We start from the raw sequence: 22,777 nt of genomic DNA on the forward strand, positions 1-22,777 counted from the left end.
GTACGCGTACGCCTACCCGTACCCGTACATCAGTGCGCCTGAGGTCGATCCTCTCAGGTCAGCGGAGGGGACGGTGCACGTTTTTGTGAGTCGAGGGGCCGGGAGTGGCGTCCGCGATCCAGGGGCCGTCGCCGGAGGGGTCGAGCACGCCCTCCTCCAGCCAGGTGTAGGTGCCGGACAGGACGCCCGCGACGACCTTGCGGTCCAGGTCGTCGGTGTTGGACCAGAGCCGGCCGAAGAGCTCCTCGACGCGGATCCGGGACTGCCGGCAGAAGGCGTCGGCCAGCTGGTAGGCCTCGCGGCCGTGCTCCCCGGAGGCCCGCAGGTGCTCGGCGCGCACGCAGGCCGCGCTCATCGCGAAGAGCTCTGCGCCGATGTCGACGATCCGGCCGAGGAAGCCCTGCTTGGTCTCCATCCGGCCCTGCCAGCGGGACATGGCGTAGAAGGTGGAGCGGGCGAGTTTGCGGGCACTGCGCTCGACGTAGCGCAGGTGGATGGAGAGATCGGGGTGGCCGCCCGGGTGGAACGCCCGGTACGCGCCGGGGACCTGGCCGGGGCCGGTGGCGAGTTTGGGCAGCCAGCGGGCGTAGAACCCGGCGGCGCGGGCTCCGGCCTTGGCCTTGTCGCCGAGCGCCTTCTCGGGGTCGATGAGGTCGCCGGCGACCGACAGGTGGGCGTCGACGGCCTCGCGGGCGATCAGCAGGTGCATGATCTCGGTGGAGCCCTCGAAGATCCGGTTGATGCGCAGGTCGCGCAGCATCTGCTCGGCGGGGACGGCGCGCTCACCGCGGGCCGCCAGCGATTCGGCGGTCTCGAAGCCGCGCCCGCCCCGGATCTGGACGAGCTCGTCGGCCATCAGCCAGGCCATCTCGCTGCCGTAGAGCTTGGCGAGGGCGGCCTCGATGCGGATGTCGTTGCGGTCCTCGTCGGCCATCTGGGAGGCCAGGTCGACGACGGCTTCGAGGGCGAAGGTGGTGGCGGCGATGAAGGAGATCTTGGCGCCGACCGCCTCGTGCCTGGCGACCGGCCGGCCCCACTGCTCGCGGACGGCGGACCATTCGCGGGCGATCTTCAGACACCATTTCCCGGCGCCGACGCACATGGCGGGCAGGGACAGCCGGCCGGTGTTCAGCGTGGTCAGCGCGATCTTCAGCCCGGCGCCCTCGGCGCCGATGCGCTGCGCGGCGGGCACCCGGACCCGGTGGAAGCGGGTGACGCCGTTCTCCAGACCGCGCAGGCCCATGAAGGCGTTGCGGTGCTCGACGGTGATCCCGGGGGAATCCGCCTCGACGACGAAGGCGGTGATCCCGCCGCGGTGGTTCTCGGACTTCGGTACGCGGGCCATCACCACCAGCAGGTCCGCGACGACCCCGTTGGTGGTCCAGAGCTTCACGCCGTCGAGGACGTACGCGTCGTCGCCGTCGGGCACGGCGGTGGTGGCCAGGCGCGCCGGGTCGGAGCCGACGTCCGGCTCGGTGAGCAGGAAGGCGCTGATGGCGGTGGTCGCGCAGCGCGGCAGGAAGGCTTCCTTCTGCTCCTGCGTGCCGAACATCTTCAGCGGCTGCGGGACGCCGATCGACTGGTGCGCGGAGAGCAGGGCCCCGATGGCGGGGCTGACGGAGCCGACGAGGGCCAGCGCCTTGTTGTAGTACACCTGGGTGAGGCCCAGGCCCCCGTACTTGGGGTCGATCTTCATGCCGAGGGCGCCGAGCTCCTTGAGCCCGCGCACGGTCTCGTCGGGGATCCGCGCCTCGCGCTCGATGCGCGCGCCGTCGATCTCGGTCTCGCAGAACGCCCGCAGCCGGGCCAGGAAGGCCTCGCCGCGCCGGACGTCTTCGTCCGGCGGCATCGGGTGCGGGTGGATCAGGTCGAGCCGGAAGTGCCCCAGGAAGAGTTCCTTGGCGAAGCTGGGCTTGCGCCAGTCCTGTTCCCGGGCCGCTTCCGCGACCTGCCGTGCCTCGCGCTCGGTCACCTTGGGCTGTGCGGGCTGTGTTGCGGACATGAGGGGGCTCACCTCGCCGCCGGAGTCGGTGGTACCGGCCTACTGGCCGGTGCTACCTGTGAGTCGTACCCATTCCGGGCCCGCGGGAAAAGGGGGACGGCCGGAGCCCCCGCACAGTAGGCTCCGGCCGTCGGCTTTTTGGCCGTACGAGAATCAGATGTCGAGGCCGGTCAGGACCAGGACTCGCTCGTACGTGTAGTCGTCCATCGCGTAGCGGACACCCTCGCGGCCGACACCCGACTGCTTGACGCCGCCGTACGGCATCTGGTCGGCTCGGTAGGACGGCGCGTCGCCGACGATCACGCCGCCGACCTCCAGCTCGCGGTGGGCGCGGAACGCGGTCTGGATGTTCCGGGTGAAGACGCCGGTCTGCAGGCCGAACTTCGAGTCGTTGACGGCGGCGAAGGCCTCGTCGATGTTCTCGACCTTCGTCAGCGTCAGCACCGGCCCGAAGACCTCCTCGACGGCGAGGGTCGTGTCGGCCGGCAGGTCGGCGATCACGGTCGGCTCGTACGAGGCACCCTCACGCTTGCCGCCGGTGAGCAGCTTGGCTCCGGCGGAGACGGCCTCGTCGACCCAGGACTCGACGCGCTTGGCGGCATCCTCGGAGACGAGGGGGCCGACGTCGGTGGCGGAGTCGGACGGGTCGCCGGTGACCTGGGCCTGGACCTTCGCGACGACCTTCTCGACGAGGCGGTCGTAGACGGAGGCGTCGGCGATCACGCGCTGCACGGAGATGCAGGACTGGCCGGCCTGGTAGTTCGAGAAGGTCGCGATACGGGTCGCGGCCCAGTCGAGGTCGGCCTCGGAGGACCAGTCGTCCAGGACCACGGCGGCGGCGTTGCCGCCGAGCTCCAGGGTGCAGTGCTTGTGGGGCACCGACTGCTGGATGGCGTAGCCGACCTTGTCGGAGCCGGTGAAGGAGATGACGGGCAGGCGCTCGTCCTTCACCAGGGCCGGCATCTTGTCGTTGGCGACCGGCAGGACGGACCAGGAGCCGGCCGGCAGGTCGGTCTCGGCGAGCAGCTCGCCCAGGATCAGGCCGGAGAGCGGGGTGGCCGGGGCCGGCTTCAGGATGATCGGCGCGCCGACGGCGATGGCGGGGGCCACCTTGTGGGCGCACAGGTTCAGCGGGAAGTTGAACGGCGCGATGCCGAGGACCGGGCCCTTGACGAAGCGGCGGGTCAGGGCGAGACGGCCGACGCCGCCGGCGTCGGTGTCGAGGCGCTGGGCCTCTCCGCCGTTGAAGCGGCGGGCCTCTTCGGCGGCGAAACGGAACACGGACACCGCACGGCCGACCTCACCGCGGGCCCACTTGATGGGCTTGCCGTTCTCGGCGGAGATCAGCTGGGCGATCTCCTCGGTGCGCTCGGTGAGCCGCTTGGACACGTGGTCCAGGGCGGCGGCACGGACGTGGGCGGGAGTCGCGGAGAACTCGGCCGTCACGGCGTACGCCGCGGCCACGGCCTCTTCGACCTGGGCGTCGGTGGGCACGCTGACGGTGCCGACGAGCCGGTTGTCCCACGGGGAGTGGACGTCGAAGCTGTCCTCGCCGGTGGCCTGGCGGCCGGCGAGCCAGAAGGCGTGGGTGGAAGTCATGCGAATCCCGGCCCTTCGAGTGTGTGCGGGGTCCTTGTCCCCTCCACCGTAGGACTCCGGCCGGGTTTCGGCGTTTAGCCGGGGTGGAGCATGACGAGCGCCGGCCGCGCCGCTTTGTCAGTGTCGCCCGCGCGATGCCGTGCCTAAGCGGCGGGCGAGGTGGCCTTGAGGGCGAGCCACAGCTCCATGCGCACGTCCGGGTCGTCCAGGGAGCGGCCGAGGATCTCCTCGACCCGCCGCATCCGGTAGCGCAGCGTATGCCGGTGCACGCCCAGATCGGACGCCGCCGCATCCCACTGCCCGTGCCGCGAGAGCCACGCCTGCAGCGACGCCACCAGATCCCCGCGCCCCTTCTCGTCGTGCTCGCGCAGCGCCCGCAACGTGCCGTCCGCGAAGGCCCGTACCGCCTCGTCCGCCAGCAGCGGCAGCACCGACCCCGCCGCCAGGTCCTCGTGCTCCACCATCGGCCGCCCCCGCCGCCGGGCCACGGCCAGCGCCTGGTCGGCCTGCTTGAACGCCGCCGCCACCCCCGAGGGCACCGCGGCGGCGGACAGCCCGACCACCAGCTCGTCCGGCTCCGGCCCGCTCGACTCCCGCCCGCGCCGCGACTCCAGCGCCTCCGCGTGCTCCGCACAGGCCTGCACCGCCGCGCCCCCGTCGGCCGCCAGCACCACCAGCCGCCCCGGCTCCGGCACCACCAGCAGCGTCTCCCCCGCCCGCGCGGCCGCCGACTCCACCGCGTCGGCCAGCAGCGCCAGCCCCTCCGGCTGCGCGGTCCCCGCCAGCGCCGGCTCCGCCACGATCAGCCGGAACGGCGCCTCCAGCAGCGCCCCGTACAGGTCCCCGGCCACCGCCCGGGCGTGCTCGGCCTCACCGTCCAGCAGCATCCGCAGCACCGCCGCGCCCAGCCGGGACTCGGCGTCGTGCAGGGACCTCGACCGCTCGGTGGTCAGGGTCAGCAGGGCCACCGCCGAGTGCACGGCGTACCGCTCGGCCGTGCCCAGCGGGGCCCCCGTGCCGACGGCCAGCGCGCCGCGGGGCCGCCGGCCCGTCCCCAGCGACTGGAGCTCGACGCGGTCCTCCGACCCGCCGACCACGGCGCTCGCGGGCGCCGGCCGCTCCCGCAGCCGCTCCACGTCGGGGGTCAGCCGGGCGGCGCGCCGGGCGGCCCACTCCGGGGCGGCCGCGACCACCGCGCCCGAGGTGTCGTACAGGGCGGCCCATCCGTGCACGTGCGCCGCCAGCCTCGCCAGCAGCTCGGCGGGCCCGTCGGCGGACAGCGCGGCGCGGGTCAGCTCCCGCTGCGCCTCGAATCCGGCGGTCACCGCGCGGTACTGGTCGGCCGCCAGCGCCGCCGAGACGGCTTTGCTGATCGCGAGGAACGGGGTCCTGCGCGGTACCTCCAGCAACGGCAGGTCCTCGGCCCGCGCGGCTTCGACCAGGGCCTCGGGGATCGCCTCGTAGTTCACGCCGACGGCGAAGCCGATGCCGACGACCCCCGCCGCGGCGAGGCGGCGTACGTACCGGCGCATCTCCTGCGGATCCTCCGCGTCCAGTTTCATCGCGGTGATCAGGAGCAGCTCGCCGCCCTCCATATAGGGGACGGGATCGGCGAGCTCGCTGACGTGGGCCCAGCGCACGGGGGTGTCGAGGCGGCCCTCCCCCGCCCGGACGCTGAGCTTGAGCGCCGAGTGCTGGACGAGTGAGGCGAGCGTGAGCGGCATCGGGTACCAGGGGCCTTAGAGGAGGGAGGGGTACGGCGCGGAGGGCGAAGGGGGGCGGGAATTTCGCAATTTCGCCTTGTCGTATGAACGACTCCCCTCGATTCTGCCACCTCGTACGGGTCGGCTCAGCCCGTGGCGGCCAGCCGCACCAGCAGCGGAGCCGCCCGTTCCCCCTTGACGGAGGTCAGCGAGAGCACCGCGTACCCGGGCGGTACGGCGTGCGCCAGCTCGGAGGCCGACCACCGCTCCCGCTCCACCTGCCGTACGGTCACCGCGTCCGTGGTCACGGCCTTGCCGGTGACCAGCTTGCGGAAGGCGTGGATGGCCCGGGTCAGCGGCTGGTCGGCGAAGACCGTCCGGTGTGTGACGTCCCGCGTCTCCACCCATGCGGTGCCCCAGGCCTCGGCGAAGCGCTTGCCGTCCCAGGTGGTGACCCCGGAGAAGGCCATCCGGCAGCCGACCGCCCCGAGCAGCGGGGTGCGCAGCGCCTCCGGTACGTCGTCCAGGGTGCGCAGCGTGAGCAGGACGCCCGCGTTCGCCGAGCGGAGCCGCTGCAGGCCGCGCACGGTCTGCGGGGTCAGGGTGTGCGAGGCGTCGTCGAAGGCGAGGAACGCGAAGAGGGACCGGTCGGCGCGGGCCGCGGCGGAGGCGTTGAACTGCGCGAGCAGCAGCCGGGCCAGGATCCGGGAGGCGTCGGCGTGGCCGCGCTCGGGCAGGTCGATGCGGACGCGCAGCGGGTGCTCCAGGGCGCGCAGCGAGAAGGGCCGCCCCTGCCCGGTGGTGTCGAAGAAGCCGGCGAAGGCGGGCCGGTCGAGCAGGGCCACCCGGTCGGCGAGGGCCGGTCCGGGGTCGCCGTGGGCCCCGTACTGCCGTTCCCGCGCGTCGAGTTCGCGGAGCATCACGTGCTGCCCGGCGTCTTCGAGGGCGGTGCGCAGCCCGCCGAGGGCGTCTGGGACCTGGTCGAGCAGTTCGCGCAGTTCGGGCACGGCGGGGAAGCGGCCGTACGCCGCGCGGAACGGGCCGAGCAGCTGGGCGAGGGCCGTCGCGGCCCGGCGCACCTCCATGCCGGGGACGTCGCCGACGAAGGCCTCGGCGAGCAGGGTGGCCGCCTCGTCGGCGTCGGTGGTGCCGCCGTAGAGGTCGAGGTCGTAGACGGATTCCGGGTCGCCGACGCGGACCACGACGTCGTACGCGGTGTCCGGCCCGAGCCGGGTGCCGGCCGAGGCGACCGCGATGACGGCGGCCTGCCCGGCCAGCGCCTGGAGGGCGAGCGATTCGACGACGGGCCGCACCAGCTGCCGGGTCTTGCCCGCGCCGGAGGGGCCGACGGCGAGCAGCGAGGTGCCGAGCACGGCGGGGTCGAGGGCGAGGCGGGTGCCGCGACGGCCGTACGGGTTGCGCGCGCTGTCGTCGACGGTGCCGAGCAGCACCTGCCGGGCCAGCAGATCGTGCCGCGCGGCCCGGGCGGGCAGGTCCCGGGCCCCGGAGGGGTGGACGCAGGCGCCCGCGCCCTTGTCGCGCACGGAGTCGGCGAAGGCCACGGCCCGGGAGGGTTCGGCCCGTACGGACTCCCAGGCGCGCCGGATCCGCGCGTAGTCCACGTCGTTCATGCGGCCGGACCCGACCTCGGCGCCGAGCCGGTCGGCGATCTCCCCGAGCCCGGCGCCGCGCAGCTGCGGCCACCCGGCGGGATCGTCGGGGCCGCCCTCCTCGGGGCGGGCCGGTAAGGCGGCCTGGACGGCCTGGACGGCGCGGCTGCGGAGCATCCGGCGGGCCAGTTCGGGCCAGCGGCCGAGCCGGCCGAAGCCGACGGTCAGGGCGGCGACGACCAGGGCGTACCAGACGTACGAGGCCACCACGGAGGGCAGCGTCCCGGCCCAGGAGTCGGGCGTGAACATGTAGAGCGGCCAGAGCCAGAAGCCGCCCAGGTAGCCGTTCCACAGCAGGGACCACAGCAGCAGCCCGGCCAGCAGGGCGATCAGCGCACCGCTGATCAGCTGCCGGGTCGGGGTCCGCTCGGGCTCCTCGGCAGCGCGCGGCACGTGCCCGTACGTCCACACGCCGGGCCCGTCGGAGCTCCGCGGGGTGCGCAGCCACTCGGCGAGCGAGGGGCCGGGGCCGGCGGGGGCGTGGGCGGGCTTCGGCGGGAGGCCGGGCGGGGGGCCGGCCGGCGGCGGTCCGGCCGGCGGGGGGCCCGCCGGCCGCGGGACCTGCCCGGCGCGCGGCGGCCGCTTCTCGTCCGTGCCGTACGTGCCGTCGGTGTCCATGAAACCCCTGCCCCCTGCCCGTGCCTGCGCTGCGTCGCTCAATGTAGTTGCCCGGAGGCGGCCGTGGGCCCGGTACGAGCCCCTGTATCCGCAGCGTCCACAAGACAGGCGGCGGGTCCTTCCTATGGCCGTCACGGACAAGGACACGCGGACACCACTCCCGAACGGAGCATGCCGTACCCCCTCCCCCGGGCCTAGCCTGCGGACAAAGACACAAGTGCGTCCGAAAACACCCCCCAGGAGCCCTCTATGACCGCTGTCCCGCAGGAGCGCCGCATCGTCACCGCGATCCCCGGCCCCAAGTCGCAGGAGCTGCAGGCCCGCCGCCTCGAGACGGTGGCCGGCGGCGTGGGCTCCGTGCTCCCCGTCTTCACGGCCCGCGCGGGCGGCGGCATCATCGAGGACGTCGACGGCAACCGCCTGATCGACTTCGGTTCCGGCATCGCCGTGACCTCTGTCGGCGCCTCCGCCGAGGCCGTCGTGCGCCGCGCCTCCGCGCAGCTCGCAGACTTCACCCACACCTGTTTCATGGTCACGCCGTACGAGGGCTACGTCGAGGTCTGCGAGGCGCTGGCCGAACTGACCCCGGGCAACCACGCGAAGAAGTCGGCGCTGTTCAACTCCGGTGCCGAGGCGGTCGAGAACGCCGTCAAGATCGCCCGTGCGTACACCAAGCGCCAGGCCGTCGTCGTCTTCGACCACGGCTACCACGGCCGTACGAACCTCACGATGGCGCTGACCTCGAAGAACATGCCGTACAAGAACGGCTTCGGCCCGTTCGCCCCCGAGGTCTACCGCGTTCCGGTCGCCTACGGCTACCGCTGGCCCACCGGCGCCGAGAACTGCGGCCCCGAGGCCGCCGCCCAGGCGATCGACCAGATCACCAAGCAGATCGGCGCCGACAACGTCGCCGCGATCATCATCGAGCCGGTCCTCGGCGAGGGCGGCTTCATCGAGCCGGCCAAGGGCTTCCTGCCGGCCATCGTGCAGTTCGCCAACGACAACGGCATCGTCTTCGTCGCCGACGAGATCCAGTCCGGCTTCTGCCGTACCGGCCAGTGGTTCGCGTGCGAGGACGAGGGCATCGTCCCGGACCTGATCACCACCGCCAAGGGCATCGCGGGCGGTCTGCCGCTCGCCGCCGTGACGGGCCGCGCCGAGATCATGGACGCCGCGCACGCGGGCGGCCTGGGCGGCACCTACGGCGGCAACCCGGTGGCCTGCGCCGGTGCGCTGGGCTCCATCGAGACCATGAAGGAGCTCGACCTCAACGCCGCGGCGAAGAAGATCGAGTCCGTCATGAAGACCCGTCTGACGGCCATGCAGGAGAAGTACGACATCATCGGCGACATCCGCGGCCGCGGCGCCATGATCGCGATCGAGCTGGTCAAGGACCCGGTGTCCAAGACCCCGTTCCCGGAGGCGGCCGGCGCTCTCGCCAAGGCCTGCCACGCCGAGGGCCTGCTCGTCCTCACCTGCGGCACCTACGGCAACGTGCTCCGCTTCCTCCCTCCGATCGTCATCGGCGAGGACCTGCTGAACGAGGGCCTGGACCTGATCGAGGCGGCGTTCGCGGCCATCGGCACGGACGTCTGAGCTACCTTCCGAACACCAGAGCCCGCCGGTACCCCCGGTAACGGGCAGGCGCTGTGAAGAAGATGTGGGGGGCCGATGGCAGGAGCGCGTTCCTGCTGTCGGTCCCCTTTCCGCTGCCGTACGGTTTCTGCAGATGAGTGAGACACCCCGCTCCCGGGAAACCGGGGGCGACACCAGTACCGGGCTTCCCCAGCGCCGCACTGGGCCTGCGTTCGCGCACACTCCTCACCGATCGGACGGCCGTTCGCCCCAAACCCCCCGGGGCGCCCGGCAACCCGATCCGGGCGGCCGTCCCGGAACCATCCCCCCTGTTCCGGGACGGCCGGCCATTCTCCTCCTTCTCCTCTCCCTGCCGGGGCTCGCCCTGACGACCTGGCAGGTTCTGGTCTCGGGCCCGCTGCTCACACCGGACGAGCGCCTCAGCCGCGCCCTGGTCCGCACGGTCCCCGACGCCGTCACCGAGCGCCTCTCCGACCTCGGCAACGCCCCGGTCGCCGTACCGGTCCTGCTCCTGGCGATGGCGTACTCCGTCCGGCGCTCCCGCGCCTGGGCCCCGGCCCTGACGGCGGGGCTGGCCATGGCCCTGGTCCCGGCCGTGATCGTGCCGCTGAAGGAGTGGACCGCCCGCCCCGGCCCCCTGGAGCCGTGGGCCGCCGGCTACTTCCCCTCGGGCCACACGGCCACCTCGGCCGTCGCCTACATCGGCGCGGCCCTGCTGATCAGCCCCTACGCGCGCCGCCCCTGGCCCACGGCGATCGCCCTCCTCCTGACGGCCGCGACGGCGACCGGCCTGATCCTGCGCGGCTGGCACTGGCCCCTGGACGTCCTGGCGAGCTGCTTCCTGTGCACGCCCCTGCTGCTGGCCGTCGCCCACGCCGTACGCCGCACTGTCAGACCCTCCGCCTAGGCCCTGTCCGCCTAGCCGCCGAAGTAGGCGTCGAAGTTCTTCGAGAACTCCCAGGCGCCGAAGCGGTCCCAGTTGATCGACCAGGTCATCAGCCCGCGCAGGGCGGGCCAGGTGCCGTGCGTCTGGTAGGTGCCGCAGCTGGTCTTCTTCGTCAGGCAGTCCAGCGCCTTGTTCACCTCGGCGGGCGGGGTGTGGCCGTTGGCCGCGTTGGTCGTGGCCGGGAGGCCGATGGCCACCTGGTCCGGGCGGAGCGGCGGGAAGACGCGCGCGGTGTCTCCCGCGACCGGGAACCCGGTGAGCAGCATGTCGGTCATGGCGATGTGGAAGTCCGCGCCGCCCATGGAGTGGTACTGGTTGTCGAGGCCCATGATCGAGCCCGAGTTGTAGTCCTGGACGTGGAGGAGGGTGAGGTCGTCGCGCAGGGCGTGGATGACCGGGAGGTAGGCCCCGGCGCGCGGGTCCTGGCCGCCCCAGGGGCCGGACCCGTAGTACTGGTAGCCCAGCTGGACGAAGAAGGTCTCCGGGGCCATGGTCAGGACGAAGTCCGGGCCGTACTTGGCCTTCAGCGTCTTGACGGCCGCGATGAGGTTGACGATCACCGGGGTGGTGGGCGCCCGGAAATCGGTGTCGCCGGTGGCGAGGGAGAGGGAGTGGCCCTCGAAGTCGATGTCGAGTCCGTTGAGCCCGTACTCGTCGATGATCTTGCTGACGGAGGAGACGAAGGTGTCGCGGGCGGCCGTGGTGGCGAGCTGGACCTGGCCGTTCTGGCCGCCGATCGAGATCAGGACCTTCTTGCCGGCCGCCTGCTTGGCCTTGATGGCCGCCTTGAACTCGGCCGCGGATTCCACGTTCGGGCACTCGCCGACCGGGCAGAGCGAGAAGCGGATGTCCCCCGAGACCACGGACGTCGGTTCGCCGAAGGCGAGGTTGATGACGTCCCAGGAGGCGGGGACGTCGGCCATCCGGACGTAGCCGGAGCCATTGGCGAAGCTCGCGTGGAGATAGCCGACCAGGGCGTGCGCCGGGAGGCCGGGGTTGCCCGGGTTGCCGCCGCCGCTCGTCGTGGAGGCGGAGACGGGGGCGCTCCTCGCGGATTCGCCGGCCGCGTTCACCGCGCTGACCTGGAAGGTGTACGAGGTGGACGCGGCGAGTCCGGTGACCGTCGCCGAGGTCCCGGTGACGCTCACGGGCGGGGCACCGTCCCGGTGGAGCGTGTACGAGGTGGCGCCGGAGGCGGCCGACCAGGAGAGGTTCAGGCTGCTCGCGGTGGCGCCGGACGCCGTCAGGCCGGTGGGGGCGGCCGGGGGCTGGGGCTGTCCGGGTCCGGAGCCGCCCGGGTCGGGTCCGACAAGCGTGACGTCGTCCGTGAGGTGGGCGGGCTGGCCGTACCAGCCGTGCGTGTAGATGGTCACCGAGGTGGTGGCCGCGCCCGTACGGAACGTCGTGCTCAGCTGCTTCCAGGCACCCGGGGTCTGCGCCCAGGTGGACACGTCGGTGGTGCCGGTCCCGGCCGCGCCGAGGTAGACGTACGCCCCCTGCACCCAGGCGGCGAGCGCGTACGTGGAGTCGGGCTTGACGGTGACGGTCTGGGAGCAGCGGGCGTTGCCCTGGCCCGCCGGGGTGGCCCTGAGGGCGGAACTCCCGCCGTGGACGGGGGTGGTGACGACGGCTCCGCTGCCGGCCGAGCAGCTCCAGCCGTCGAGTCCGGCTTCGAAGCCGCCGTTGCGGGCGAGGTCGGCGTCGGCCGCCGCGGCGGTCGGGCCCGCGGCGAGGAAGGCGGCCACCGCGAGGGCGGCCGCGGTAAGCAGCGACATGGGTCTGCGCACAACTGCCTCCGGAACATGGGGGGATGGAGCCAGGCCGCCGGTGATGCGGCAGCGGCGCCCAACATGGTCCAGACCAATGTCCTTGTCAAGGCCTGCGGCCCTCCTCCCCCGCCACCCGGGCCGCGGCCTCGTGCATCGCGAGCTCCAGCAGCACCGGATCGGTGAGCGTGCCGCGACCGTCCGGGACCACCAGCCAGCGCATCCCGCCCGTGGCCCGGCCGGGGTACGGGACCACGATCCAGGTCCCGTGCCCTGCCCCCCGTACGCCGGTGCCGATCCAGCGGGACGCCGTACCCGGGGGCACGAAAAAGCCCAGCCGACGTGTCGATGTGCGGCTCCGCCGCGTGGCGCCGAAGTCGGCGAGCACCGGGCCGGGCCGGTCGAGGAGCGGGGTCAGGACGTCGAGGGCGGCCTGCCCCAGTCCTGCGGGCAGGATCAGCACGTCCCATTGCCGGCCGGCGGGCAGCAGGGCGACCCCGTGGGGATTGCGCTCCCACTCCCACCGGCAGGCGTCGGGATCCGGCGCCACCGATACGAGCCATTCCACCGCGGTCTTGATCTCCGAGCCGCTCATCGCCCGGCCTCCGTTCTCTTCGGTGAGGGTTCCTCACCGGGAGAGAGCGGGGCCGGGCTCTGTGATGACGCGGGTTTGCCCACCCCGTGGTGGTGAAGCGGCTCACGGCATGAACCGCGGCGCACGCCGGGGCGTGGAGCGGGTCGGGGCGTGGAGCGGGTCGGGCGGCCGGGCGGGGCCGGTCAGCTGTCGAAGCCGAGGCCGAGCTTGTCCATGATCTTCAGCCACAGGTTGCGGCGGCCGCCGCGGGCGTCCGCCCGGGCCAGGGACCACTTGGTGAGCGTGATTCCGGTCCAGGCGAAGGGCTCGGGCGGGAACGGCATCGGCCGGGACTTCACCATCTCCAGCTCGGTCCGCTCGGTGCGGGCTCCGTCCAGCAGGTCGAGCATCACGTCGGCGCCGAAGCGGGTGGCGCCGACCCCGAGCCCGGTGTAGCCGGCCGCGTAGGCGACCCTGCCACCGTGCGCGGTGCCGAAGAAGGCCGAGAAGCGCGAGCAGGTGTCGATGGCCCCGCCCCAGGCGTGGCTGAACTTGACGCCCTCCAGCTGTGGGAACGCGGTGAAGAAGTGCTGCGCGAGCTTCAGGTACGTCTCGGGACGGTGGTCGTACTCGGAGTCCAGCTTGCCGCGGTAGGGGTAGATGGCGTCGTAGCCGCCCCACAGGATGCGGTTCTCCGGGGTGATGCGGAAGTAGTGGAACTGGTTGGCGCTGTCGCCCAGGCCCTGGCGGTTCTGCCAGCCGATGGCCTTCAGCTGGCCGGTGGTCAGCGGCTCCGTCATCAGCGCGTAGTCGTAGACCGGCACCGTGAACGGCCGGATCCGCTTGACCAGCGAGGGGAAGATGTTCGTGCCGAGCGCCACCCGCCGGGCGAAGATCCGCCCGTACGGGGTGCGTACGGCCATCCCGGCGCCCGAGGAGGTCAGGGACAGCCCGCGGGTGTTCTCGTAGATCCGCACGCCCAGCGACAGGCAGGCCTCCTTGAGGCCCCAGGCGAGCTTCGCGGGGTTGAGCATGGCGACGCCGTCGGTGTCCCACAGGCCTGCGAGGAACGTCGGCGAGTCGACCTCGGCGCGCAGCTCCTCGCGGTCCAGCCAGCGCGAGCCGCCCGCGAGGCCCAGCTTCTCGGCCTCCTCGTACAGCTCGCGCAACTCCTCGACCTGGTGGGGCTCGGTGGCCACGTCGATCTCGCCGGTGCGCTCGAAGTCGCAGTCGATGCCGTAGCGGGCGATGGCCGCCTCGATCTCGTCGAGGTTGCGGGCGCCCATCTCCTCCAGCTTGGCGAGCTCGCCCGGCCAGCGGGCCATGCCGTTGGCCAGGCCGTGCGTGAGGGAGGCGGCGCAGAAGCCGCCGTTGCGGCCGGAGGCGGCCCAGCCCGCCTCCTTCGACTCGATCAGGACGACGTCCCGCGCGGGATCGCGCTCCTTGGCGATCAGCGCGGTCCACAGTCCGCTGTACCCGCCACCGATGACGAGCAGATCGCAGGCCTCGTCGGAGGTCAGCGCCGGCTGCGCGGCGGGCTTGCCCGGGTCGTCCAGCCAGTACGAGACCGGCAGTGCTTCGGAAAGGGATTGAGCAACACTTCGCATGGCGACTGGGGCCATGTCTTCCAACTCCCTACAGAGTTACTTGGGCGTTACTGGTGCTGAGTTTTCTTGCGGCGGTTGCCGACCATCTGGCCGACGAGCACCACCAGCACCGCGATGACGAACATCGCCGTACCGATGACGTTGATCTGTACAGGCGTACCGCGCTGGGTCGATCCCCACACGAACATGGGGAAGGTGACGGTATTGCCCGAGTTGAAGTTGGTGATGATGAAGTCGTCGAACGAGAGCGCGAACGAGAGCAGCGCGCCGGCCGCGATACCGGGCGCCGCGATCGGCAGCGTGACCCGTACGAAGGTCTGCACCGGGCCCGCGTAGAGGTCGCGGGCGGCCTCCTCCAGCCGCGGGTCCATCGACAGGACGCGCGCCTTGACGGCCGCGACGACGAAGCTGAGGCAGAACATGATGTGGGCGATCAGGATCGTCCAGAAGCCCAGCTGGATACCCATGTTGAGGAAGAGGGCGAGCAGCGAGGCCGCCATCACGATCTCGGGCATGGCCATCGGCAGGAAGATCAGCGAGTTGACCGCGCCGCGCGCCCGGAAGCGGTAGCGGACCAGCGCGAAGGCGATGGCCGTGCCGAGGACGGTGGCGCCGATGGTGGCCCACACGGCGATCTGGAGCGACAGCGACAGCGAGCCGCACAGGTCGGCGACCCCGCAGGGGTCCTTCCAGGCGTCGAGCGAGAACTCCTGCCAGGCGTAGTTGAACCGCCCGGCGGGGTTGTTGAAGGAGAAGACCGTCACGACGACGTTCGGCAGGATCATGTACGCGAGCGTGCCGAGGCCGAAGATGACGACGAGATTGCGCCGGAGCCAACGCATCAGACCAGGTCCTCCGTCCCCGCTCGGCGGATGTAGATGGTGACCATGATCAGCACGATGGCCATGAGGATGAAGGACAGCGCGGCGGCCGTCGGGTAATCGAGGATGCGCAGGTACTGCGACTGGATGACGTTGCCGATCATCCGGGTGTCCGTGGATCCGAGCAGTTCGGCGTTGACGTAGTCGCCGCTCGCCGGGATGAAGGTGAGCAGGGTCCCGGAGACCACGCCCGGCATGGAGAGCGGGAAGGTCACCTTCCGGAAGGTGGTGGCGGGGCGGGCGTACAGGTCCCCGGCCGCCTCGTGGAGGCGGGTGTCGATGCGCTCCAGCGAGGTGTAGAGCGGAAGGATCATGAAGGGGAGGAAGTTGTACGTCAGACCGCAGACCACCGCGAGCGGCGTGGCCAGCACCCGGTCGCCCTGGGTCATCCCGAGCCAGCTGGTGACGTCCAGGACGTGCAGGGAGTTGAGGACCCCCACCACGGGGCCGCCGTCGGCCAGGATCGTCTTCCAGGCCAGGGTGCGGATCAGGAAGCTGGTGAAGAACGGGGCGATGACCAGCACCAGCAAAAGGTTTCGCCAGCGTCCCGCCTTGAAGGCGATCAGGTAGGCCAGCGGGTACCCGAGCAGCAGGCACAGCACGGTCGCGGTGCCGGCGTAGAGCAGGGAACGCAGGAACTGCGGGTAGTACTCGGTGAGGGCGTCCCAGTACGTCTGGAAGTGCCAGGTGACCTTGAAGCCCTCTTCGAGGGAGCCGGTCTGCACCGAGGTGGAGGCCTGGTAGATCATCGGCAGGACGAAGAACACCAGCAGCCACAGGATGCCGGGGATCAGCAGCCAGTACGGGATCAGCCGCTTGCGCAGGGACGGCTTGTGGACCGGGGGTTCGGTGGAGGCCTCGGCCCGTGGCGGCGCGGCGGTGGCGGTCATGCGCCCTCCTCGACCGTCTCGATGCCCGCGTCGATGTCTTGTGCCGCGTCGAGCCCGAAGGTGTGCTCGGGGTTCCAGTGCAGGACGACCTCGGCTCCCGGGGCCAGGCGGGCGTCGCGTTCGATGTTCTGGACGTACACCTCCAGCTCCGGGCAGACCGGGCTGTCGATGACGAACTGGGTGGAGACCCCGATGAAGGAGGAGTCCGCGATCCGGCCGCGGACCTGGTTGCGGCCGGCCGCGATGGTGTCCTCCTCGTCCGCGTGGACCAGGGATATCTTCTCGGGGCGCACCCCGACCAGCAGCTTTCCGCCGGCCTTGGGGGTGGTCGAACATCGGGCCGCGGGCAGCCGCAGCTTCGTCCCGGCCGAGCTGACCATCACGTCGGCGCCGCCCGCCTCCAGGACCTCGGCCTCGATGAGGTTGGAGGTGCCGAGGAAGTTGGCGACGAAGGTGGTGCGCGGATTCTCGTACAGCTCGGCGGGGGCGCCCAGCTGCTCGACGCGGCCGCCGTTCATCACGGCGACCGTGTCGGCCATGGTCATGGCCTCCTCCTGGTCGTGCGTGACGTGCACGAAGGTGATGCCGACCTCGGTCTGTATCCGCTTGAGCTCCAGCTGCATCTGGCGGCGCAGCTTGAGGTCGAGGGCGCCGAGGGGCTCGTCGAGGAGCAGCACCTGCGGGTGGTTGATGAGCGCGCGGGCGACCGCCACGCGCTGCTGCTGGCCGCCGGAGAGCTGGTGCGGCTTGCGCTGGACGAACTGGCCCAGCTCGACCAGCTCCAGCATGTCGTCGACCTGCTTCTTGACGGACTTGATGCCCCGGCGGCGCAGTCCGAAGGCCACGTTCTCGTAGATGTTCAGGTGCGGGAAGAGCGCGTAGCTCTGGAACACCGTGTTGACCGGGCGCTTGTACGGCGGCAGCTGGGTGACCTCTCGGTCGCCGAGGTGGACCGTGCCGGTGGAGGGCTCCTCCAGACCGGCGATCATGCGCAGGGTGGTGGTCTTCCCGCAGCCCGAGGCGCCGAGCAGGGCGAAGAAGGAGCCCTGGGGGATGGTGAGATCCAGCGGGTGCACGGCGGTGAACGAGCCGTAGTGCTTGCTGATCCCGGCGAGGCGGACGTCGCCGCCCGCGGTCTTGTCAGTCATGGGTCGCGGCCTTCGGTGGTGGTGTCGTCGGAAGGGTGCGGGGCGCGGATGCCGGCACGGGGGGGGAAGGGGTTCGTCAGGCTCCGATGAGCTTGGCGAACTTCTCCTCGTACGCGGTCTCTTCCTCACTGGTGAGGGAGCGGAAGGCGTGGGCCTTGGCCGCCATCGCCTTGTCCGGAATGATCAAGGGGTTGTCCGCGAGCGCGGGGTCGATCTTCGCAAGGTCTTCCTTGACGCCTTCGACGGGGCAGACGTAGCTGATGAACGCGGCCAGTTGGGCGGCGATCGGCGGCTCGTAGTAGAAGTCGATCAGCTTCTCGGCGTTGGCCTTGTGCCGGGCATGGGCGGGGACCAGCAGGTTGTCGCTGGAGGTGATGTAACCGGGCGCCGGGATCGCGTACTGGATGTCCGGGTTGCCGGCCTGGAGCTGGATGACGTCGCCGGCCCAGGCCAGGCAGGCGGCGAGGTCGCCCTTGTCGAGGTCCGCCGTGTAGTCGTTGCCGGTGAAGCGGCGGATCTGCTTGGTGTCGACGCCCTTCTGGAGCCGGCCGATGGCGGCGTCGAAGTCGGCGGTGGTGAAGTTCGCCGGGTCCTTGCCCTGGTCGATCAGGGTCATTCCGACACTGTCGCGCATCTCGGTGAGGAAGCCGACGCGGCCCTTGAGGGAAGGGTCGTCCAGCAGCTGCGTGACGGAGTCGACCTTCTTGCCGCCGGTGGCCTTCACGTTGTAGGCGATGACGGTGTCGATACCGGTCCAGGGATAGCTGTACGAGCGGCCCGGGTCCCAGTCCGGGTTGCGGAACTGCGGGATCAGGTTGGCGTAGGCGTGCGGGAGGTGGGAGGGGTCCAGCTTCTGCGCCCAGCCGAGCCGGATGATGCGGGCGGCGAGCCAGTCGGTGACGACGATCAGGTCACGGCCGGTGTCCTGGCCGGCCGCGAGCTGCGGTCGGACCTTGCCGAAGAACTCGACGTTGTCGTTGATGTCCTCGGTGTACTTGACCGATATCCCGGTGCGCTTGGTGAACTCCTCCAGCGTGGGATGGGACTTCTCGTCCTCGCTGGTGTCCATGTACTCGGTCCAGTTGGAGAAGTTGAGCTCCTTCTCCTCGGCCGAGTGGTCGTCGGAGGCCACAGCCGTGTCGCCCGCACGCTTGGCCGGCGGGATGCCGCAGGCGGACAGGGAGGCCAGGCCGCCGAGGGTGAGCGCTCCGACACCGGAGGCGCGCAACAGCGAGCGGCGGGTGAGGGCGCCGCGCCCACTGTCAAGGCTGCGCCGCATCGCGGCGAGTTGCGCCGCCGAGAGGCGGTCGGGCTCGAACTGCTCCATGAGCTGCCCTTTCGGGAGGGGTGGCGCCGCTGGTCAGGCGGCCGGCTGCCACTCGGCGAGAGCCGAAGACGGTTAGGTGCGGTCCCCGAAGATGGTGCGGTGCCAGTCCTTGGCGGCCACCGCGGTGTTGTCGTACATCACGTGCTTGACCTGCGTGTACTCCTCGAAGGAGTAGGCGCTCATGTCCTTTCCGAAGCCACTCGCCTTGTAGCCGCCGTGAGGCATCTCGCTGATGATCGGAATGTGGTCGTTGACCCAGACGCAGCCCGCCTTGATCTCGCGGGTGGCGCGGCCGGCCCGGTAGACGTCGCGGCTCCAGGCGGAGGCGGCCAGTCCGTACGGGGTGTCGTTGGCCAGCTCGATGCCCTCGTCGTCGGTGTCGAAGGGCAGGACGACGAGGACCGGGCCGAAGATCTCGGACTGGACGACCTCGCTGTCCTGAGCGGCGCCGGAGACGAGGGTGGGCCGGTAGTACGCGCCCTCGGCGAGCTCGCCCCCCGGGACCTCGCCGCCGGTGACGACGGTGGCGTAGCCGCGGGCGCGCTCCACGAAGCCGGCGACCCGGTCGCGCTGGGCGTGCGAGACCAGCGGACCGAGGTCGGTGGCCGGGTCGAAGGGGTCGCCCAGGCGGACGGTCTCCATCAGCTCGGCCACGCGGGCGACGAAGGCGTCGTGCAGGGGGCGCTGGACGTACGCGCGGGTGGCGGCGGTGCAGTCCTGGCCGGTGTTGATCAGGGAGGCGGCGACGGCGCCGTGCGCGGCGGCCTCCAGGTCGGCGTCGTCGAAGACCAGGAAGGGCGCCTTGCCGCCGAGCTCCAGGTGGAGGCGCTTGACGGTGGCGGTGGCGATCTCGGCGACCCGCTTGCCGACGGCGGTGGAGCCGGTGAAGGAGGTCATGACCACGTCCGGGTGCCCGACCAGGTGCTCGCCCGCATCCCGGCCGGCGCCCGTGACGATGTTGACCACGCCGTCGGGCAGACCCGCGTCCTTGGCGGCCTGGGCGAACATCAGGGAGGTCAGCGGGGTCAGCTCGGCTGGCTTCAGGACGATCGTGTTACCCGCGGCGATCGCCGGGAGGATCTTCCAGGCGGCCATCTGGAGCGGATAGTTCCAGGGTGCGATGGAACCGACGACCCCGATGGCCTCGCGTCGTACGTAGGAGGTGTGGTCCCCTGAGTACTCGGCCGCCGCCTGCCCCTGGAGATGCCGGGCGGCGCCCGCGAAGAAGGCGGTGTTGTCGATGGTTCCCGGAACGTCGAACTCGGTGGACAGCTTGATCGGCTTGCCGCACTGGAGGGATTCCGCGTACGCGAAGTCCTCCGCCTGCTCGGCCAGCACGGCGGCCAGCCGGTGCAGGGCGTCCGAGCGCTCGCCAGGGGTGGCCGCGGACCAGGCCGGGAAGGCCCGCTTGGCGGCGGCGACGGCCTCGTCGACGTCGGCGGTGGAGGCCAGCTCGTACGTGAGCACCTCCTCGCCCGTCGCAGGGTTGACGATGGTGTGCGACTGCCCGGACGTACCGGACCTCAGCTGCCCGTCGATGTACTGCGCGCCGTCTGCGAAGCGGTCCTTGACCTGGAAGCGATTACCCATGACGCTCTCACGCTCTCCGTAGCTTCAGCTCGAATTGAGTGCCGATCCTGGCAGAGGTGGTCCCCACCGCCAAGTGATTCCGTTGTTGCCTTTTGATTACGCGACGGAATCGGTCGACCATGTGTCGAGGCACGACCCAAATCCCGTACGAAGTGTCAGTGGCGACTGCCAGACTCGCGTGCATGGAGAAGATCGACAAATTGATCGAGCAGGTCAGCCGTGGTGAGCGGGTGAAGTACCTGCCGTTCTGGGGGCACCGGCCGCGGCCCGACGGGACGCTCGGCCCCAGCTGTATGAGCCAGTGGTGGCCGTCGCCGTTCACCGTGGGTGATGTCCGGTACGACACGGCCGAGCACTGGATGATGGCCGGCAAGGCCCGGCTGTTCGGGGACGCCGAAGCGGAGCGCGCCGCGCTGGAGGCGAAGACTCCGGCGGAGGCCAAGAAGGCCGGGCGACTGGTGCGCGGCTTCGACGAGGAGACATGGGCGCGGGAGCGGTTCGCGCTGGTGGTGGAGGGCAGCGTGCACAAGTTCGCGTCCGGCCCCCGGCTGCGCGCGTACCTGCTGTCGACCGGGGACCGGGTGCTGGTGGAGGCGAGTCCGATGGACCGCATTTGGGGCATCGGGCTGGCGGCGGACGACGAGCGAGCCCTGGACCCCTCCCGCTGGCGCGGGCTGAACCTGCTGGGCTTCGCGCTGATGGAGGCCCGCGACCGGCTGCGTACGGACGCCGTCTGACCCAGGTCGGGTCCCCTGGCGGGCGCGATCTTAAATGCGTGGCGGGCGGGCGAGCGGGCCGCCTACCGTAGGACTCGTCCAGGTGCGCAGGCGAGACCTACTTCCACTCTTAATGGGCAGGTCGCGGGTTCGAGTCCCGCCACCGGCTTTTCGGGCCGGTGTAGCTCAGTTGGCAGAGCAGCACGTGGTTTCGCCGACCTCGAACTCTGGACACCTACGTCACGCACCTCCCGGTGCGCGGGCTGCGGCTCCTTCTTTTGCAGAGAATCCCAAGCCGCCGCCACCTTGATCTCGGGAGGCACGCGTGCGGGATGCCCGGTGCGCAGGCGACGGCTACTTCCGGATCGACGGGTCGCGGGTTCGAATCCCGCCCGGCTGCGGCCGGTAGCTCAGTCCGGAGAGAGCAGTCGACACAGTCCGTCGCCGACCTCTGAACTCGGGCGTCCCGCACGTCACGCCTCCCCCACGTACCACTGAATTCGGGGGGATTCACATGGCTCGCTTCAACCTGCGCGCGTCCAAGGCGCCCTCAGGGCCCGCCTCGCCCGTGCGCTCCACGGGCGCTCGCGCCGACAACCACCAGGGCGGCCGCGGCTTCGTCCGCGACGCGCGCTCCGAGCTGTTCCTGCTCGCCGTCGCCAACTTCGTGACGCAGCGGACGTTCTACGAGAGCGGCGAGGCCCGCGACGACCGGTTCTCCGCCCTCGTGCGCCGCCTCGCCGTCGAGGACCCCGCGTGGACCGCCGGCCTGCTCCGCTGGCTGCGCACCGACGGGAACATGCGGACGGCCTCCCTGGTCGGAGCGGCCGAGTACGTGAAGGCGCGGCTCGACGCCGGAGCCACCGGCGGGCCGTCGAACCGCGAGGTCGTGGACTGCGTACTGCGGCGCGCGGACGAGCCCGGTGAACTGCTGGCCTACTGGACGGCGACGTACGGGCGCAGCGTCCCCAAGCCCGTCAAGCGCGGTATCGCCGATGCCGTGCGCAGGCTCTACTCCGGTACCTCGCTGCTGAAGTACGACACCGACTCCAAGGGATACCGATTCGGCGACGTGCTCAACCTCGTGCACGCCTCCCCCGATCCCGCGAAGGCCTGGCAGGGCGAGCTGTTCCGGTACGCCCTCGACCGGCGCCACCACCCGCAGACGGCGCAGGTGCCGGCCGGCAACCGCACCCTGCTCGCACACCGGGAGCTCATGGAACTGCCGGTGGAGGAACGCCGGGCCGTGGTCACCGCGCCCGACGGGGCCGAGCGGCTCGCCGCCGCGGGCATGACCTGGGAGGCGCTGGCCGGCTGGCTCCAGGGGCCGATGGACGCGGCCGCCTGGGAGGCGGTCATCCCGTCCATGGGCGCGATGGCGCTGCTGCGCAACCTGCGCAACTTCGACCAGGCCGGTGTCTCGGACGCGGTGGCCGCGCAGGTCGCGGCGAAGGTCAGCGACCCGGAGGCCGTCGCCCGGTCCCGGCAGTTCCCGTTCCGCTACCTGGCCGCCTACCAGCACGCGCCCTCGCTGCGCTGGGCGTACCCGCTGGAGCAGGCGCTCGGCCACTCGCTGGCCAACGTACCGGCCCTGCCGGGCCGGACGCTGGTCCTCGTGGACCGCTCGGGGTCGATGTGGGCACCCCTGTCGGACCGCTCGCGGCTCAACCGGGCGGACGCGGCGGCCGTCTTCGGCGCGGCGCTGGCGCTGCGCGCCGAGGACGCGGACCTGGTGCAGTTCGGGACGCACAGCAAGCAGGTCCCGTACGGCCGGGGCGAGTCCGTGCTGAAGGTGCTGGAGCGGTTCGAGGACCTCGGCGGCACCGACACCTCCGAGGCCGTGCGCAGGTACTACAAGGGGCACGACCGGGTCCTGATCGTCACCGACGAGCAGGCGACGTACCACTACGGCGGCGACCCGACGGCCCTCGTCCCGAACGAGGTCCCGGTGTACACCTGGAACCTCGCCGGGTACCGGACGGGCCACGCGCCCTCCGGGTCCGCCAACCGGCACACCTTCGGCGGACTCGGCGACGCGGCCTTCCGGATGGTCTCCCTGATCGAGGGCGGCCGGGACGCCGACTGGCCGTGGGTGGCGTAGGGGGTGTCTTGTGGATCACGCCGCGAGCCCGGCCTGACCCACA

16 protein-coding genes are annotated in these 22,777 nt (G+C 71.5%); 4 read left to right on the forward strand and 12 right to left on the reverse strand.

What is annotated here, in order from left to right; translation table 11 throughout:
- Positions 1-58 precede the first annotated feature (58 nt).
- The 4 genes from ACIQU4_RS00200 to ACIQU4_RS00215 form a co-directional block, all read right to left on the reverse strand.
- Positions 59-2,002 carry an acyl-CoA dehydrogenase family protein gene (locus tag ACIQU4_RS00200; RefSeq protein ID WP_403723858.1) on the reverse strand — a complete coding sequence of 648 codons (1,944 nt, stop codon included), beginning with the start codon at positions 2,000-2,002 and terminating at the stop codon, positions 59-61.
- Positions 2,003-2,155: 153 nt separating this feature from the next.
- Positions 2,156-3,601 (reverse strand): aldehyde dehydrogenase family protein, encoded by a 1,446-nt coding sequence (locus tag ACIQU4_RS00205; protein ID WP_403723860.1) that lies wholly within the window; start codon positions 3,599-3,601, stop codon positions 2,156-2,158.
- Between the two features lie 143 nt (positions 3,602-3,744).
- Positions 3,745-5,325 (reverse strand): PucR family transcriptional regulator, encoded by a 1,581-nt coding sequence (locus ACIQU4_RS00210; protein WP_403723863.1) that lies wholly within the window; start codon positions 5,323-5,325, stop codon positions 3,745-3,747.
- 125 nt (positions 5,326-5,450) lie between these two features.
- Positions 5,451-7,592, reverse strand: coding sequence for an ATP-binding protein (locus ACIQU4_RS00215; protein WP_403723866.1), 2,142 nt, complete (start codon positions 7,590-7,592; stop codon positions 5,451-5,453).
- A 249-nt stretch (positions 7,593-7,841) separates the two neighbouring features.
- Here ACIQU4_RS00215 and gabT point away from each other — a divergent pair, with 249 nt between their 5' ends.
- Positions 7,842-9,188: a 4-aminobutyrate--2-oxoglutarate transaminase gene (gabT, locus tag ACIQU4_RS00220; RefSeq protein WP_403723868.1), complete on the forward strand. Its 1,347-nt coding sequence runs from the start codon at positions 7,842-7,844 to the stop codon at positions 9,186-9,188.
- A 133-nt stretch (positions 9,189-9,321) separates the two neighbouring features.
- Entirely contained in the window at positions 9,322-10,095 is a 774-nt protein-coding gene (locus ACIQU4_RS00225; RefSeq protein WP_403723871.1) for a phosphatase PAP2 family protein, read from the forward strand.
- Positions 10,096-10,106: 11 nt separating this feature from the next.
- Here ACIQU4_RS00225 and ACIQU4_RS00230 read toward each other — a convergent pair whose 3' ends face one another.
- From ACIQU4_RS00230 to ACIQU4_RS00265, 8 genes are all read right to left on the reverse strand, one after another.
- On the reverse strand, positions 10,107-11,909 hold the full coding sequence (locus ACIQU4_RS00230; protein ID WP_403723873.1) for a chitinase: 1,803 nt from the start codon (positions 11,907-11,909) through the stop codon (positions 10,107-10,109).
- A 97-nt stretch (positions 11,910-12,006) separates the two neighbouring features.
- Positions 12,007-12,495, reverse strand: coding sequence for a hypothetical protein (locus ACIQU4_RS00235; protein WP_403723876.1), 489 nt, complete (start codon positions 12,493-12,495; stop codon positions 12,007-12,009).
- A gap of 182 nt (positions 12,496-12,677) precedes the next feature.
- Positions 12,678-14,096, reverse strand: a complete 1,419-nt coding sequence (locus ACIQU4_RS00240; protein ID WP_403723879.1) for an NAD(P)/FAD-dependent oxidoreductase — start codon at positions 14,094-14,096, stop codon at positions 12,678-12,680.
- 32 nt (positions 14,097-14,128) lie between these two features.
- The gene (locus ACIQU4_RS00245) at positions 14,129-14,923 is read right to left on the reverse strand and encodes an ABC transporter permease (protein ID WP_403723881.1); all 795 of its coding nucleotides are present in this window, start codon (positions 14,921-14,923) and stop codon (positions 14,129-14,131) included.
- Positions 14,923-15,852 (reverse strand): ABC transporter permease, encoded by a 930-nt coding sequence (locus ACIQU4_RS00250; RefSeq protein WP_403723884.1) that lies wholly within the window; start codon positions 15,850-15,852, stop codon positions 14,923-14,925. Before ACIQU4_RS00250 ends, ACIQU4_RS00245 begins: the two co-directional genes overlap by 1 nt.
- Entirely contained in the window at positions 15,849-17,000 is a 1,152-nt protein-coding gene (locus ACIQU4_RS00255; RefSeq protein WP_403723887.1) for an ABC transporter ATP-binding protein, read from the reverse strand. The genes ACIQU4_RS00250 and ACIQU4_RS00255 overlap by 4 nt, the downstream gene beginning before the upstream one ends.
- A gap of 76 nt (positions 17,001-17,076) precedes the next feature.
- Positions 17,077-18,327 carry a spermidine/putrescine ABC transporter substrate-binding protein gene (locus tag ACIQU4_RS00260; protein ID WP_403723890.1) on the reverse strand — a complete coding sequence of 417 codons (1,251 nt, stop codon included), beginning with the start codon at positions 18,325-18,327 and terminating at the stop codon, positions 17,077-17,079.
- Positions 18,328-18,399: 72 nt separating this feature from the next.
- Positions 18,400-19,917, reverse strand: a complete 1,518-nt coding sequence (locus tag ACIQU4_RS00265; RefSeq protein WP_403723892.1) for a gamma-aminobutyraldehyde dehydrogenase — start codon at positions 19,915-19,917, stop codon at positions 18,400-18,402.
- A 182-nt stretch (positions 19,918-20,099) separates the two neighbouring features.
- Here ACIQU4_RS00265 and ACIQU4_RS00270 point away from each other — a divergent pair, with 182 nt between their 5' ends.
- Positions 20,100-20,654, forward strand: coding sequence for an NADAR family protein (locus ACIQU4_RS00270; protein WP_403723895.1), 555 nt, complete (start codon positions 20,100-20,102; stop codon positions 20,652-20,654).
- A gap of 493 nt (positions 20,655-21,147) precedes the next feature.
- The gene (locus ACIQU4_RS00275; protein ID WP_403723896.1) at positions 21,148-22,734 is read left to right on the forward strand and encodes a TROVE domain-containing protein; all 1,587 of its coding nucleotides are present in this window, start codon (positions 21,148-21,150) and stop codon (positions 22,732-22,734) included.
- The last annotated feature ends 43 nt before the right edge of the window (positions 22,735-22,777 follow it).

It is taken from the genome of Streptomyces sp. NPDC090741 (assembly GCF_044769045.1).
Taxonomy (GTDB): domain Bacteria; phylum Actinomycetota; class Actinomycetes; order Streptomycetales; family Streptomycetaceae; genus Streptomyces.

Coding starts and splice junctions, on each gene's coding strand:
- ACIQU4_RS00270 (WP_403723895.1), top strand. CDS start 20,100: ATGGAGAAGATCGACAAATTGATCGAGCAGGTCAGCCGTGGTGAGCGG.
- ACIQU4_RS00210 (WP_403723863.1), bottom strand. CDS start 5,325: ATGCCGCTCACGCTCGCCTCACTCGTCCAGCACTCGGCGCTCAAGCTC.
- gabT (WP_403723868.1), top strand. CDS start 7,842: ATGACCGCTGTCCCGCAGGAGCGCCGCATCGTCACCGCGATCCCCGGC.
- ACIQU4_RS00265 (WP_403723892.1), bottom strand. CDS start 19,917: ATGGGTAATCGCTTCCAGGTCAAGGACCGCTTCGCAGACGGCGCGCAG.
- ACIQU4_RS00215 (WP_403723866.1), bottom strand. CDS start 7,592: ATGGACACCGACGGCACGTACGGCACGGACGAGAAGCGGCCGCCGCGC.
- ACIQU4_RS00250 (WP_403723884.1), bottom strand. CDS start 15,852: ATGACCGCCACCGCCGCGCCGCCACGGGCCGAGGCCTCCACCGAACCC.
- ACIQU4_RS00200 (WP_403723858.1), bottom strand. CDS start 2,002: ATGTCCGCAACACAGCCCGCACAGCCCAAGGTGACCGAGCGCGAGGCA.
- ACIQU4_RS00240 (WP_403723879.1), bottom strand. CDS start 14,096: ATGGCCCCAGTCGCCATGCGAAGTGTTGCTCAATCCCTTTCCGAAGCA.
- ACIQU4_RS00235 (WP_403723876.1), bottom strand. CDS start 12,495: ATGAGCGGCTCGGAGATCAAGACCGCGGTGGAATGGCTCGTATCGGTG.
- ACIQU4_RS00225 (WP_403723871.1), top strand. CDS start 9,322: ATGAGTGAGACACCCCGCTCCCGGGAAACCGGGGGCGACACCAGTACC.
- ACIQU4_RS00245 (WP_403723881.1), bottom strand. CDS start 14,923: ATGCGTTGGCTCCGGCGCAATCTCGTCGTCATCTTCGGCCTCGGCACG.
- ACIQU4_RS00255 (WP_403723887.1), bottom strand. CDS start 17,000: ATGACTGACAAGACCGCGGGCGGCGACGTCCGCCTCGCCGGGATCAGC.
- ACIQU4_RS00260 (WP_403723890.1), bottom strand. CDS start 18,327: ATGGAGCAGTTCGAGCCCGACCGCCTCTCGGCGGCGCAACTCGCCGCG.
- ACIQU4_RS00205 (WP_403723860.1), bottom strand. CDS start 3,601: ATGACTTCCACCCACGCCTTCTGGCTCGCCGGCCGCCAGGCCACCGGC.
- ACIQU4_RS00275 (WP_403723896.1), top strand. CDS start 21,148: ATGGCTCGCTTCAACCTGCGCGCGTCCAAGGCGCCCTCAGGGCCCGCC.
- ACIQU4_RS00230 (WP_403723873.1), bottom strand. CDS start 11,909: ATGTCGCTGCTTACCGCGGCCGCCCTCGCGGTGGCCGCCTTCCTCGCC.